Origin of the sequence: Nitrobacter sp. TKz-YC02 (assembly GCF_049852135.1) — a bacterium.
Classification (GTDB): domain Bacteria; phylum Pseudomonadota; class Alphaproteobacteria; order Rhizobiales; family Xanthobacteraceae; genus Nitrobacter; species Nitrobacter vulgaris.
Map to the genome: position 1 here is coordinate 2,546,112 of NZ_CP180728.1, position 13,778 is coordinate 2,559,889.

Below are 13,778 nucleotides of genomic sequence, written 5' to 3' on the forward strand. Positions count from 1 at the left end.
ATCCGGCAGGGCGGGTTTTTGGTCAGGGCAGCATGGCATGCCGGCCGGCATTGAAGCCATTTCAGACATGGACGCATCATCCATCGCCGCGCTCGATGGGTTTGCCATCGGGGCAGTCAAAAGGCCCAGGATCGCGAGGATCGAGAGCAGACGGCATATGAGCGAACCAAGCTGCACACAGTTACGATGCCACAGAGCGCGTCGCGAGAGAAGGGTCAATTGGAACACATTCAGTTCAGTTTTACCGACCTACAGCGCTCCTGCGGTAGCCAGACTTTCGCTCTTCGTCCGGTGATCCTCGTGGCCGTCCTCGGTCTTGTGGTGAACCTCGTCAGCGCCTGGCTGCTCAAGGACAACGATGACCATCATCACGGTTGCGGCCTCACCATGGTCACACGCACGATTACCACGACCATGATCACGACGAGTCAGCCGCCCACAAGGGCCGTACGTCAGAACCTTCCAGCATGCCTGGGCCTATGCATGGCGATGACAAAGTAAGCCACAGGACAACCGCGTGCCGCTGGGGGGCCGAGTAAAAGCAGCGTCGAGCGGGATGTTTCCTAAAGTTTTTTTAAGTGTTTTGAAAGATCGTCATCCTTGTTATTCGTGCTCTCTCGCCAACAGCAGATGGATAAGAAATGAGGAAGTTAGCTGCGGCGGTCCTTGCGACCGGCTTCATCGTTGGCTCGCTCGTGGCGTCCCCTCCTGAAGCAAGGGCCGACGGCGGCCAAATTGCCGCAGGTGTAGCTGGGGGACTCCTCGGCGGGGTGCTTCTCGGCAGCGCTCTCGCCGGCCCCCGCGTCTATGCCGCTCCACCTCCTCCCCCTGTCTACTACGCACCGGAACCGGTCTATGTCGAAGAGACGGAATGCAGACTGGTCCGCAAGCGATATTGGGATGATTACGGCTATCGGATCCGACACGTACAAGTTTGCGACTGAGGTAGCACGCGAGGCAATCTATCGACGGAGAACACAGACGGTGACGCGGACCTTTGAGCGGGTACGACCAGCACAAGTTCGACGGCGGCTAGACGGTGGTGAAGAATAAACGTTACCTCGATCACGATGCAGATCCGGACGATCTTATCGCACAGCGACGGGTTAATTGTTTAACCGTCGCTGTCCAGGAAATAACCAACATGTAGGAATGTACGGACTTGCGAGACATCCTTTCTCTTGAACCTCAATGGCAGGAAGGATGATCGGGATGCACAAGTTTCGGCGAGATGTGGACCACAAGCTGCGGGTGCTCCAGCACGCTGACAAGATTGGCGATGTCGGAAAGGCCTGCCGGTATTTCGGCGTCGGCGGGCTAGCTTCTACCGTTGGCGAACAGCCTATCGACAGCACGGCCTGGCAGGCCTTGAGAATCGTAAGACGGCGCCAAAGAACCCTGCCAATCGCACGCCTCCCGAGATCGTCGAGAAGGTGCTGCATCTGCGCAAGACCTACCGGCTGGGGCCAATCCGCATCGTCTGGTATCTGGCGCGCTATCACCATTTCCGACGCCGGGGTCTATCGCATTCAAGGCGCAATAGCCTCAGCCGGCTGCCGGGCGGCACACGTGTCCGCAAGATCCATACCCAGCGATATCAGCAACAGGTGCCGGGCCACCAAATCCAGGTCGACGTCACGTTCTTGAAATTTGAAGGCAAAGACGGAAAGCCCATCAAGCGCTATCAGTACACGGCTATCGACGATGCCACCCGCGTCCGCGCCCTGAAGATTTACGACCGCCAGAATCAGTCAAACGCGATCGACTTCATCAATACCATCATCGACAAATTCCCGTTCCGAATCCGCGAGGTTCGAACCGACAATGGTCATGAATTTTAGGTTCAATTCCATTGGCATGTTGAGGACCTCGGCATTCGCCACGCCTACATCAAACCTGCGTCGCCGCATCTGAACGGCAAGGTCGAGCGGTCGCACCAAACAGATGAGCAGGAGTTCTATCAGCTCCTCACCTACACCGACGATGTCGATCTTCGCGTAAGGCTCTCCGAGTGGGAGCAGTTCTACAACCTCTCCCGGCCTCACGGTACATTCAACAGCACTGTGATACTTGCCGACGTCGGACAGGCGTCGAGGAAGGCGAAGAACCAATCGCTACGGCTATTGCCCCGAAAGCGTTCGATCTCGGGAAAATACAGCGGCAGATAGTGCGTCAGAATGCGATGCTGAATCTCCGTCTTGGCGTTGGCGATTGCTTCATGCGTCTTCGATAGTTCCTGGACATCGTTGATGCCGGCGCGGAGCGGATCGAGGTAGTGCTGGGTCGCCTGGATCCTGAGCATGCGCAGGATCACCTGTGCATCCTTGGGATCGTTCTTGTCCCAACCGTTATGCAAAGCCTCTCGTGTCCGCGCCAGCGCCAGTGACGAAACCAGCCGCACCTCGAAGCCGGCTTCAGCCAAACGCCAGGCGATCGGCCGGTGATAGTTGCCCGTCGCCTCGAGGGCGCAGACGACCGGGCGCCCATATAACCGCCGGACTTCGACCAACCGATCTTGTTCCGCGCGGTTATTGAGAACTGACAATCAGCGTCTGCCCTTATGATCGGGGCTCTCAATCAGAACTTCATTGCGCACCTTGGCGATATCGATCGCTACCAGCACGGCATCCGTGGGTGTAAAATCTAGGGTGGTCATGACCGGTTTCTCCGGAATGAGTTGTGAACAGACACATCCTAGAGAAACTCTGACTAGCCACGGCCGCCGGCGCACGCGTGCTATCAAAAGCTGCGCGCACCGGCACGGCGGTCGCAACTCAACAGACATCCATCTGGCGTAGCTTCGCGACGATCTCTTCCGCCTTGTGCTTCTTCTGGGGCATTCCAAATCCTCTCTAACGGCTAATAGCCTAATTCAGGGAGGACCACTTTTCAGAGAGCAGAACAGCGCTAGCTGGGCGCACGTCGATCAGGAAGGATACGTGCTCGATGAAATCGTGCGCAAGTCCACCGCAACGTTTAGAGCAAAGTGATTCAAATTTGTTAGAGCTCGCCCAAGATAATGTGAGCTTATCCAGTGAAGTAACGGGCTTCACAGTTAGAAGCTCTATAATCAGGATCGAATGATCTTGTTCGTTATGTAAGGTTCTCGTAAGGAATCGAAGTGGGCGCACCGCTCGCTTGTCGGACCGCAAACCTTCGAGAGCGTCGACGCGATCTCTCTCGCCTTAGTTCAAAAAAACCTTCGATGTGCATAGACGCTGCTTCGGTATCAACGTCGGAATTTCCCATCGTCTGGCGCTGGCTTCCTACTTCTCGAGCAGCGATAAGCATCCACACACACCAGCCATCCATTCGTGAAGGATGATCTCATGATCTATCACAACATTCTCGAAAGCACTGGGAATACGCCGATCGTCCGTCTTTCTCGCTTGTTTCGCAATTCGCCGTGTGAGGTGCTTGCTAAACTAGAAATGTTCAATCCGGGAGGCAGTGTTAAGGATCGGCCGGCGCGCTATATCATCGAACGCGGTCTGGCGGACGGGTCCATCCGGCCGAATTCACACATCATCGAAAGTTCGTCGGGCAATCTCGCCATCGCGCTGGCCATGGCTTGCCGCATTCATGGTTTGCGCTTTACGGCAGTGGTCGACCCGAAGATCTCACCTCTCAATCTGAAAATTATTCAATGCTATGGCGGCAATATCGAGCTCGTCACCGAGAAGGATAGCCAGGGCGGTTATCTGGGAACGCGCATAGAGCGCATCAAATGCCTGCTGCGCGAGTGGCCCGATGCCGTATGGGTCAACCAGTATGCCAACGAGCGCAATTGGCAAAGCCACTACCATGGGGAAGGTGAGGAGATCCTGCGACATCTAGATCGTCCGGTGGATTACCTGGTGCTGGGCGTCAGTACTTCAGGCACCGTGCATGGCATCTCCCGCCGCCTGCGCGAAGCGTGGCCCGAGTTGAAGGTAGTGGGAGTGGATGCGGTCGGCTCGATCCTGTTCGGCACGCCTCCCTATCCTCGCGACCTGCCGGGAATCGGCGCCAGCCGTGTGCCGGAGTTATTCCAGCGCGATGAGATCGATCAGGCAATTCATATCGACGATTATGAATCCGCGGTCGCATGCCGTGAACTCGTCAACCACGAAGGTATTTTCGCCGGTGGATCGTCCGGTTCGGTGATCGCGGCCATTCAACGGCTCTGTGCAGACCTGCCACGCGACACTCGCATCCTGACCATTCTGCCGGATCGGGGCGAACGCTATCTGGATACGATCTATGACGACGAATGGGTGTCGCGCATGAAGGATCGCCACTTGGTGCGCACGGCAAAAAATTCCGTCAACTTGTCTATGGAACACACAGCATGACTTCGCCAACCGTCACACCGAACTTGCTTTATCTCAACCGTAACGACCTGATCGTGTTGGGCGGCGATCATTCACAACCGTATGTCGACGCCATTGTCGACGGGTTAGCCGCGCATGCGCGCGGCGAATACGTGCAGCCGCTCAAACCCTACCTGCGCTGGCCGACCGCTGACCATATCGCCGACCGCATCATCGCGATGCCATGCTACCTGGGAGGCGAGCGGCCTATCGCGGGCGTGAAGTGGGTCGGCAGCCGGCAGCATAACCCATCCCTTTTCGGGCTGGAGCGTGCCAGCGCGGTCGTGGTGCTGAACGACGCGGAAACAAATTATCCGATTGCGCTCATGGAGGGGGGCCTGCTTAGCGGTATGCGTACCGCAGCGATCACAGCCGTAGCCACTCGTTATCTGGCGCGTGCCGGCTTTACCGACGTGGCCGGCATCGGCTGCGGCCCGATTGCGCGCATGCAGGTACAAACCCTGCTGGAGCAATTCCCGTCGATCGAGCGCCTTCACCTGTTTGATCTCTCGCATGCCGCTGCCGACGCCTTCATTACTGAGTTTGCGGCGCGTTTTCCGAACAAGGAGTTTGTCCTGGCTATTTCGGCGGAAGCGGCGGTGCGTGCCGCCGATGTGATCGTGACCTGCACGGTGGCCGATGCACCTTATCTGCATTTCGGTTGGCTTAAGCGGGGCGCCTTTGTCAGTAACGTATCGATCATGGATGTGTGCAAGGAGGTCTACGAAAAGGCCGACAAAGTGGTGGTGGACGATTGGGATCAATCGAATCGCGAGAAAAAGATCATCAACCAGTTGGTGCTGGAAGGGCGGTTTAGCCGCGAGCGGTTGCACGCCGAACTCGGTCAAATCGTCGTGGGCGACAGGCCCGGCCGCGAAAGCGAGGAAGAGATCATTCTCCTCAATCCGATGGGTATGGCGCTCGACGACATAGTATGCGCCCGGCATTTCTATCATCTGGCACGCGAGCGCGGCGTCGGCGTGCAATTGCCGCTATACGGTTGAAATGCATGCAGTCCAATACATCTCATCCGTACGCGCGGCGGCTGGCTCAGGATCTGTTCGATGCGCTTTGGTTGGAGGATCTGTACGGCTTTCGCAAGCACTGCAGGTTTCATTCGCTCGAAGACGGCGACACGATGCTGGATGTCGCGCTTGATGAGACGCGGTCGTTGCTTTGGCACGGTTATCAAGCCGGTGGTTTGCGCCCATTCCGGGTGTCGGACCGGCCCGTCGCGTTGCATATCGCTCACCGTACGACAAACCAAACACTCGTCGAAGTCGTCGAGACCCTGCAAACCGCCGACTGGTGGGGCGACCGGACTGGCCGTTTCGCCCACTTCTTTGCGTTAGCCTACGACCAGGCCGCATGGACGGCGGTGTATGAACCAACCATCATAGCGCGGGCTGTTGCGGCTCCGGAGGACCTGCTGTCCTGGGAGGCCGTGAGTTGTCTAAAAGACCGCCCGTTTCATCCGCTGGCGCGCGCCAAGGATTGGGATGAATGCGACGGGACCACCTACTTGCCGGAAACGGGCGCTTCGTTTGCGCTGCATTGGGTGGCCTTGCCGCGGGATCAGGTCCTCACCGTTTCCTGCGAGTCCTTGTCGGACCTGCTGCTGGACCGCTTCCAGCAGCAAGCCCTCGCCGAGATGGCGCGCGCGCGCGGCGCCGATGGCGATACTTACTTATGGCTGCCTGCGCATCCGTGGCAGTGGGGGCGGCTTAACCGCACCGGACTGTCAGACCTGGCGGGCTGCATTGACTTGGGCACAGGGCCGGGATCCGTCATGCCGACCGCTTCGCTGCGTTCGCTTGCCGTCATCGGCCGCCCCGGCTTGCACCTCAAGCTTGCGCTTTCCGTCAATGCGTTGGGAGCGGTGCGCACGCTTCCACCGCGCTATCTACACAACGGCATGCTCGCCAGTGCTTGCCTTGAGCGCCTGAAACAGCGGGATGACTGGCTGGCTGCCATTTTACGCTTGTGCAATGAGAATGACTGGTGGGCGTTGAGCCAGCGCGATGCATTGCAAGCAGAGCCCGGAGAACTGGCGTGTATGATCCGCCGCTATCCGACGGTGGCTGGTGCGACGTTCATTCCGATGGCGGCATTGCCGGCGACGAGCGCCGGAGGAACGCTGCCGGCTTTCGACCATCTGATCGGTCTTGCCGGAACGGAGAGTAAGGTTTGGGCATTGTTCGCCGATATCGCCCGCGCCTTGTTGGAATTGGGCCTGCGCTGCTTTGCGTACGGTGTCATGCCGGAGTTGCACGGACAGAATGTGGTGCTGGCATTTCAGGGGCAGCGCATCGCCGCGCTGGTCCTGCGCGACCACGACACCTTGCGCATCTGCCCGCCGCTGATGCGGGCCCAGGGTGTAGCGGCGCCGGACTATATGATTGATCGCAGCACGCCGAACACGCTCGAACTGAATACCCCGCGCGAGTTGCTGGCGTATCTGCAAACCCTGGCCATCGAGGTCAACCTGTATGCCATCCTTTCCGCGTTGGCGGAGCGCTACCGCCGGGAAGAGTCGCATGGCTGGCATATCATACGCACGGTGTTGGAAGACTGCCTGGCGCGTGTGCCGCTGCCGAACGACATCGCCAATGAGACCAGGAGCCTGCTGCTGGATGAACCTGATTGGCCGTTCAAGCAGCTTCTGGCACCGCTGCTCGGCCGAGCGAGCTTCGGCACCGGCATGCCCAGCGCGATGGGACGATTGAGCAACCCGTTATTACCTGTCGAATGTAAATGTCTGGCGTAACATCATGTTCCCGCAACCTTGTCCTGTTGCTGGCATGCCAAGCCGTGACGACGCTCGGGCTGATGGTGTTGGTGCCTATCCTACCTCTGTATATGGCGACGCTTACCGGCATTGATACGCTTGGCGCCGCACGTTGGAGCAGTCTCGCGCTGGCAGCACCGGGGCTCGGCACTTTGTGCTTCGCGCCTCTTGTCGGTCAGTGGTGTGACCGATTCGGCTATCGGCGCATGTTACTGGTGTCGCTGGCGGTGTTCATCGCAAGCATGCTGCTGATGGCGCTGAGCACAAGCGTGTTGAGCTTCATGTTGGGTCGCCTGCTGCAAGGTATGAGCACCATTGGCGTCGTACTGACTGCCTTCGTCGGCCATGCCAGCAGCGACGCGTCGCGTGGACGCTCGCTGGGCTTGCAGGAAAGCGCGATTGCTTGCGGCGCGCTGGCCGGTCCGGTGCTGGGTGGCATGATGCTGGACCAATGGTCGCTGAAGCCACTTTTGATAGCGAGTGCGCTGCTCACGGGCATGGCGGGCGGCGTGTTATGGAGCCAGCTCAGAGAGCCGCCCAAGTCGACGCCGGATAAAAACCTTCCACAGTTCGCCGGCTTGAAAACTGTGCTTGCCCGCGCCGATTTGCGCAACTGGATGTTAGCTGCCTGCCTGACCCAGGCCGCTGCATTCGCACTGGTCAATGTTTTCCCGCTCTATTTGATGGCGCATTTCCCCGCGGCGGATGCGATTGCCAGCAAGACCGGGGCGCTGCATGCATTGGGCTGGCTGGCAACTATGCTGGCGAGCCCGCTGTGGGGACATCTGAACGATCGTGGTGACCCGCGCCGTCAATTCGTGCTGGCCGCGATCGGTTGCGCATTGTCCATCGGATTGTTGATGAAGGCCGATCAACTCTGGCTGGTCGCCTTGCTCAGGGTAGTTCAGGGGGTCTGCTATGCCGCATTGGCGCAATCGATGTTGCTGGCCTGCAGTCGTCAACTGCCGGCAGCGGTTTATGGGCATGTGACTGGGTTGAGCCGCAGTTTCATGGTCGTCGGCCAAATGCTGGGGCCGCTCATCGTCATGCTTCTGATGCCGCTTCTTGCGCCTGCCAACCTGGTATGGCCGATCACCGCACTGTTTATGGCGGCCGGTTTACTCGTGCTCGGCAATGGCATGCAGCGCTCATACCCTGTTTGCAGGATTGAAAACCAAGGGAAGGATGTCGCATGACAATGCATTTTCCGCGGCTCGCTCCCTTGGAGCGGCGTCTGGTGGAGCAGTACCTCAACACGTATTGCCGTGAGACCGCTTGTTTCGATCCTCGCTTAGCACCGACTGACGCGGGACCAGCCGAATTGCAAGCGCAGATAACCGGCTGGCGGGCTGCCGGACTGATGCCGTATCTCGTGTCGTTCGCGCAGACCGGATATCAACTGGTCGGCGCGCTGAACTACTTCTCCCCGATCGGTTACCACCGCGTGACGCCTTTTGCATGGATCGGGTACAACGGCGACTGGTGTCCCCTGACGAACGCGACGCCACTGGTCGACCGGATCGTGGACACACTCGCCGATGCCAGCGGCCAGCCCGCCGAGACGGCGCAACAATGCCGTGATCGCTTGAAGACCTTGATGCGTAACAGCGTGGACAAGGTACGCCGTTTCCACCAGCACCATGCCGCCGCAAATCGATCGGCTTTTGTTACGGCGGAACAAGGCTTGCGGTTCGGCCATATTTTTCATGTCACTTCCAAGGCTTCGGAAGGATTCAGCGAAGAAGACATGCAGCGTTATGCACCTGAACTGGGAGCCTCGTTTCGTTTGCACTACTTCGCAGTCGCCACCAGCTTGCTGGATACGCGTGTCGTAAACGCCGGACAGTTGCCTATCGATCCGGAGGCGGCACGTTTCGATGAGGAACTGTTGGCCGATGGCGGGTACCACCTGCTGCCTTGCCATCCGTGGCAAGCCAATCATCTGTTGAGTCTGTCGGAGATCGCCGAGCTGGTGAAAAACCGCTCGCTGATTTCGCTCGGGCCTCTAGGGGAAGTGGTTTGGCCGACGTCCTCGGTACGCACGGTCTGGTTGCCTGCTCAAGAGCTGTTCCTCAAGTTATCCCTCAATATCCGCATCACCAACTTCGTGCGCAACAATCCGCCCGAACATGTCGAGCGGGCGCTGGATGCAAGCCTCGCGCTGTCCCAATTGCCGCAAGAGGCATTGGAACAGCCGGCATTCCATATCTTGACGGAGTTGGGCAGCCAGAGCTTGAAGCTGTCGAGCGAGGCGCTGCGCGCCGCCTGCACGGTGGTGTACCGAAAAGCCATCCCAGGCACCGAGGCCGAGCATGCGCAAGTGGTCGCGTCAGTGCTGGAAGAACCGGCGGAGGGTGAGATTCCTTTGTGGGTGCTGCTGCGCCAAGCTGCAGGGCGGAACGCGCCCGACGCCGCCTTAGTTCAACGCTGGTGGGCACGCTACCTGGATGCGAGCCTGATGCCCTTGCTGCGCTTATTCTCCGAATACGGCATTAGTCTGGAGGCACATCTGCAGAACACGATGATGGCATTCCAGGACGGCTGGCCGGCACGGGGTTATGCGCGCGACATGGAGGGCACCAGTATCAGCCGCACGCGCTTCCCGTTCCTCGATCGCCTGAAGCCCGACAGTCCTGTTTTATACGACGAGCAGCAGGCGTGGCATCGTTTCCAGTATTACGTGCTGGTCAATCATATCGGTCATGTCATTGCCTGCCTGGCCCGCACCGGCCTGACAACGGAGGCTGCGCTATGGCGCGACACGGCCGACCGAATTGCTACGACCGGCGATTCGCTGGTGTTGCAGCTGCTCGCGCAGCCGACGCTGCCGGCCAAAGCCAACATGCTCAGCAGTTTCCAGCAACGCGGTGAACGTCCGTCGTGGGTGGAGGTTCCCAATCCACTGCTTCAGAGATAAGCCATGCATCCGCACGATTATCAGAACCTGATCGACAGCCCGGCCTACCGGCAGGCCAGCCGCCGCGTGCTGCGCCAACTGCTGGAAGCCTTGCTGTTCGAAGAGGCTTTGCCGCATTGCGTGTGGCGCGGAGAAACTCTGACGATACCCGGCTGCGCTGCCGACGACACGGCAGTCAGCTATCAATGCCAGGCGCGACGCAGCTTCAGCTTCGGCCGTGTCCGCATCACCGCACCCCTGCAGCGCCGGGCGGACGATGTAACGGAAGAAGCGAGTGATCCCGCACTGTTCCTGGCGGAAATCGCACCCTGGCTGACCGCAGACGAAACGCGGCTCAGCCAGTTTGCTGCGGAACTGCTGGCAACCCAGATCAAGGATGCTCAAACCTTGCATGTGCGCGGCGACAAGATATTGCGGGGTGCCGATTACGACACGGTGGAAGCTAGGCTGACCGATAGCCACCCTTATCACCCCAGCTACAAATCGCGTCTCGGGTTTACGCTCGATGACAACAGCGCCTATGCGCCGGAGATGACGTCGGCAGTGACGCCGCTGTTGCTGGCCGGGCGCCGCGACCGCAGCCGTTGCTCGGTCAGCGCCACGATCGACCGGGAACATGCGGCGCGCACCCTGCTGGGGGACACCGACTGGCAGCGCTTTCACGACAAACTGAGCCAACGCGGTGTGCGTTCCGACGATTACGTGCCGCTGCCGGTTCATCCGTGGCAGTGGGAAGAAGTGTTTCTTCCCGCTTTCCATCAAGCGCTGGCGCGCGGCGAACTGCTGCTCATCGGGCCGCTGACGAAGCGCTATCTGCCGCAGCAATCCATCCGTACGCTCGGTAATATGGATGACCGGAAAGGCTTATCGCTCAAGCTGGCGATGAGCCTCGTCAATACCTCCACCTCGCGCGTGCTGGCGCCACACACCGTGCAAAACGCCGCGGTCATCAGCGACTGGTTGCAAGCCCTGGTGGAACAGTCGTGCTGGCCGGCGCCGATGGTGCGTCCGGTGCTGCTGCGCGAAGTGGCTGGCGTGAGCTTCACCGCGCTGGCGCCAGCGCACGGTCAATACGGGGCATTGGCGTGCATTTGGCGTGAAAGCGTGCACCGGCATATGCAGCTGGGCGAAGCCGCGGTGCCGATGACCGCCTTGATGCATGTGGACGCCGATGGCCGGCCGTTTGTCGATGCGTGGGTCAGGCGCCATGGCCCCGAACCATGGCTGAAGCGCTTGGTTGAGCGGGCCTGGCTGCCGGTGCTGCATCTGCTTTGGGAACATGGCACGGCACTCGAATCGCATGCGCAGAACATGATCCTCCTGCACGAAGACGGGCTGCCGGCACGGGTGGCGCTCAAGGACTTTCACGACGGCGTGCGGTTTTCCAAGGCCCTGCTATCCGGCTCCGCACCCGCGCTCATCGCGCCGCCGGCCGAACATGCGCGCGTCAATCCGAATTCTTTCCTGGAAACCGACGATGCCGACGAGCTGCGCGATTTCACCTTTGATGCCCTGTTCTTCGTCAACATGGCTGAACTGGCGTGGCTGTTCCAGCGTTTCTACGACGTGAAGGAGACGCGGTTCTGGGAGATTGTGCGCGATGTACTGCGGTCATATCAATCGCGTCACCCTGAACGCGCGGCGCGCTACCGATTGTTCGATTGCTTTGCCGAGCAGGTCTCGATCGAACTGCTTGCAAGCCGCCGCTTTCGGCAGGAAATCCGTTTGCGCACTCGGCTCGCGCCGAACCCGCTGGCGCCGGAAGGGAAGCCGTCATGTCTCTGAAAGTGCGCCTGCAACAGAAAGCCTCGTCGCATCCATTGTATGGATTATTTTGCTCTACGCCGGCTGCGCTTTCGGTCGAATTGATCGCGGCAGCCGGCTACGACTTCGTGGTGATCGATCTGGAACATACGCTGATCGGCCCGGACCAGTTAGCCAGCATGTTGCTGGCGGCGCGTGCCGCCGGGATCGCCGTGCTGGTCCGGGTGGCGGCGCCGCATCAGGCCGCGCAGGCGTTGGACGCCGGTGCCGAAGGCATCGTGTTTCCGCGCATTTGCTCGGAGCAGGCCGCTCGGGACGCGGTGCGGCTTTGTCATTTCGCACCGTACGGCGAGCGTGGCTTGAACGCCACTTGGCATAGCGGCTATGGGCGCGATGATCTGGTATCCGCCTTGGAGGCCGCGCGTGAGCGCACGCTGGTCGTGGCGATGATCGAAGACACCGAAGGCATCGATCAAGCCGATGCGATTGCCGCAGTCGACGGAGTGGACGTGCTTTTGGAGGGCGCCGCCGATCTCTCGCAATGTCTCGGAGTTCCGTGGCAGACACGCCACCCGGAGGTGCGCGCGGCGGTGTCGCGCATTCGCACGGCGGCTTTGCAGCATGGCAAGACGTTCTGCGCGTTGCCGCGCGCTCCGGAGGATTGCGAGGCCTGGCATCGGGACCAGGTGCGCATGTTTATCCTGGGCGATGATCGCGGCATCAGCCGCCGCGCCATGGCGGCCCATCTGGCACGGCATCAAATGAAAGATAGCGGGCAATGAACCTGCAACACTTACGCAATTACCTGGATGGCCGCACCGAACCAGTGTGCGCCTACCTCTACGATCTGGCGCATTTGCGCCGGCGCGTCGACACGCTGCGCCGTTGCCTGCCTGCGCAGTGCAAGCTGTTCTACGCCATCAAGGCTAATAGCGACGCGCCGATTCTGCGGGCGCTGTTGCATCGTACCGACGGCTTTGAAGTGGCATCACTGGGGGAAATCCGGGCCGTGCGTGAGGTCGACGATGCGGTGCCGATTGTGTTCGGCGGGCCTGGCAAGACCGATGCCGAGCTTGAAGGCGCCCTTGATCAGGGTGTCCTGCTGATCCATGTCGAAAGCGAGCACCAGTTGCGGCGTCTGGACTGGATCGCGCGCCGCCGCAATCAGCGAGCGGATATCCTGCTGCGGGTCAACCCGGCATCCGTACCGCAGCAAGCTACACTGCGCATGGGAGGGCAGGCGACCCAGTTCGGCATTGAAGAGGCGCAGATACCTGCCCTGATCGAACTGGCGCTCGGCCTACCCGGCGTACGTCTGAAAGGCCTGCATATCCATTCCATCTCCAACAATCTGGACGCACAAACACATCTCGCCCTGCTCGAACATTACTTCGATCTGACGAGCACTTGGCAGCGGCGCTATCAACTGGAATTCGATTGGCTCAACGCCGGCGGCGGCATCGGCATCAACTATGCCGACCCGGAGGCCTCATTCGATTGGGAAGGCTTTTGCGCCGGATTGGCGACGTTGATCGCCGCGCGCCGGCCGCGCTTCCAGCTCGTCTTCGAATGCGGGCGCTTTCTGACTGCGGACTGCGGTTATTACCTTGCCGACGTCACCGACCTCAAGCACACTCACGGCAAGCACTTCGCGATACTGCGTGGTGGATCTCACCATTTTCGGCTGCCGGCATCATGGCAGCACAATCATCCGTTCGTGGTGCTGCCGCGCGAAGCCTGGCCATATCCGTTCCCGCGCCCGGCCGTGCATGAGACTCCAGTGACCTTGTGCGGCGAACTGTGCACGCCAAAAGACACGCTTGCCTGCGACGTCCGGGTCAAGCGTCTGCGCGCGGGCGATTGCATCGCCTTCCTGCTGGCCGGCGCCTATGGCTGGCACATTTCACATCATGACTTTTTAAGTCATCCGCATCCGGAACGGGTTTATCTGGATTAG

Annotated in this window: 10 protein-coding genes and 3 pseudogenes; 11 read left to right on the forward strand and 2 right to left on the reverse strand. The window is 59.9% G+C overall.

From position 1 onward, the window contains the following. Positions 1 to 249 precede the first annotated feature (249 nt). Positions 250 to 372, reverse strand: a complete 123-nt coding sequence (locus tag ACM561_RS12035; RefSeq protein WP_425905333.1) for a hypothetical protein — start codon at positions 370 to 372, stop codon at positions 250 to 252. Positions 373 to 641: 269 nt separating this feature from the next. On the opposite strand from ACM561_RS12035, the gene ACM561_RS12040 reads away from it, so the two are divergent. From ACM561_RS12040 to ACM561_RS12050, 3 genes and pseudogenes are all read left to right on the forward strand, one after another. Beyond that, positions 642 to 944: a hypothetical protein gene (locus tag ACM561_RS12040; protein WP_425905334.1), complete on the forward strand. Its 303-nt coding sequence runs from the start codon at positions 642 to 644 to the stop codon at positions 942 to 944. 348 nt (positions 945 to 1,292) lie between these two features. Then, positions 1,293 to 1,472 (forward strand): annotated as a pseudogene (locus ACM561_RS12045) (helix-turn-helix domain-containing protein); the annotation flags it as partial. After that, positions 1,388 to 2,057: pseudogene (locus ACM561_RS12050) on the forward strand (integrase core domain-containing protein); the annotation flags it as partial. The pseudogenes ACM561_RS12045 and ACM561_RS12050, both read left to right, overlap by 85 nt. On the opposite strand, the pseudogene ACM561_RS12055 reads toward ACM561_RS12050, so the two are convergent. Next, positions 2,057 to 2,656 (reverse strand): annotated as a pseudogene (locus ACM561_RS12055) (IS110 family transposase); the annotation flags it as partial. The pseudogenes ACM561_RS12050 and ACM561_RS12055 overlap by 1 nt on opposite strands. Before the next feature lie 673 nt (positions 2,657 to 3,329). Here ACM561_RS12055 and sbnA point away from each other — a divergent pair. The 8 genes from sbnA to ACM561_RS12095 are packed head-to-tail and all read left to right on the forward strand — an operon-like array spanning position 3,330 to position 13,778. Further along, on the forward strand, positions 3,330 to 4,334 hold the full coding sequence (gene sbnA / locus ACM561_RS12060) for a 2,3-diaminopropionate biosynthesis protein SbnA (protein ID WP_425905336.1): 1,005 nt from the start codon (positions 3,330 to 3,332) through the stop codon (positions 4,332 to 4,334). Beyond that, positions 4,331 to 5,356: a 2,3-diaminopropionate biosynthesis protein SbnB gene (gene sbnB, locus ACM561_RS12065; RefSeq protein WP_425905338.1), complete on the forward strand. Its 1,026-nt coding sequence runs from the start codon at positions 4,331 to 4,333 to the stop codon at positions 5,354 to 5,356. Before sbnA ends, sbnB begins: the two co-directional genes overlap by 4 nt. Positions 5,357 to 5,361: 5 nt before the next feature. Further along, positions 5,362 to 7,119, forward strand: a complete 1,758-nt coding sequence (locus ACM561_RS12070; protein ID WP_425905340.1) for an IucA/IucC family protein — start codon at positions 5,362 to 5,364, stop codon at positions 7,117 to 7,119. Continuing rightward, on the forward strand, positions 7,107 to 8,336 hold the full coding sequence (locus tag ACM561_RS12075) for an MFS transporter (protein WP_425905341.1): 1,230 nt from the start codon (positions 7,107 to 7,109) through the stop codon (positions 8,334 to 8,336). The genes ACM561_RS12070 and ACM561_RS12075 overlap by 13 nt, the downstream gene beginning before the upstream one ends. Before the next feature lie 2 nt (positions 8,337 to 8,338). After that, on the forward strand, positions 8,339 to 10,057 hold the full coding sequence (locus ACM561_RS12080) for an IucA/IucC family protein (protein WP_425905343.1): 1,719 nt from the start codon (positions 8,339 to 8,341) through the stop codon (positions 10,055 to 10,057). Between the two features lie 3 nt (positions 10,058 to 10,060). Next, a complete protein-coding gene (locus tag ACM561_RS12085) occupies positions 10,061 to 11,842 on the forward strand; it encodes an IucA/IucC family protein (RefSeq protein ID WP_425905344.1) in 1,782 nt (593 codons plus the stop codon). Continuing rightward, positions 11,833 to 12,603 carry an HpcH/HpaI aldolase family protein gene (locus tag ACM561_RS12090; RefSeq protein ID WP_425905346.1) on the forward strand — a complete coding sequence of 257 codons (771 nt, stop codon included), beginning with the start codon at positions 11,833 to 11,835 and terminating at the stop codon, positions 12,601 to 12,603. The genes ACM561_RS12085 and ACM561_RS12090 overlap by 10 nt, the downstream gene beginning before the upstream one ends. After that, entirely contained in the window at positions 12,600 to 13,778 is a 1,179-nt protein-coding gene (locus tag ACM561_RS12095) for a type III PLP-dependent enzyme (RefSeq protein ID WP_425905347.1), read from the forward strand. Before ACM561_RS12090 ends, ACM561_RS12095 begins: the two co-directional genes overlap by 4 nt.

Coding starts and splice junctions, on each gene's coding strand:
- ACM561_RS12085 (WP_425905344.1), top strand. CDS start 10,061: ATGCATCCGCACGATTATCAGAACCTGATCGACAGCCCGGCCTACCGG.
- ACM561_RS12070 (WP_425905340.1), top strand. CDS start 5,362: ATGCAGTCCAATACATCTCATCCGTACGCGCGGCGGCTGGCTCAGGAT.
- ACM561_RS12080 (WP_425905343.1), top strand. CDS start 8,339: ATGCATTTTCCGCGGCTCGCTCCCTTGGAGCGGCGTCTGGTGGAGCAG.
- ACM561_RS12040 (WP_425905334.1), top strand. CDS start 642: ATGAGGAAGTTAGCTGCGGCGGTCCTTGCGACCGGCTTCATCGTTGGC.
- ACM561_RS12095 (WP_425905347.1), top strand. CDS start 12,600: ATGAACCTGCAACACTTACGCAATTACCTGGATGGCCGCACCGAACCA.
- sbnA (WP_425905336.1), top strand. CDS start 3,330: ATGATCTATCACAACATTCTCGAAAGCACTGGGAATACGCCGATCGTC.
- ACM561_RS12075 (WP_425905341.1), top strand. CDS start 7,107: ATGTCTGGCGTAACATCATGTTCCCGCAACCTTGTCCTGTTGCTGGCA.
- ACM561_RS12090 (WP_425905346.1), top strand. CDS start 11,833: ATGTCTCTGAAAGTGCGCCTGCAACAGAAAGCCTCGTCGCATCCATTG.
- sbnB (WP_425905338.1), top strand. CDS start 4,331: ATGACTTCGCCAACCGTCACACCGAACTTGCTTTATCTCAACCGTAAC.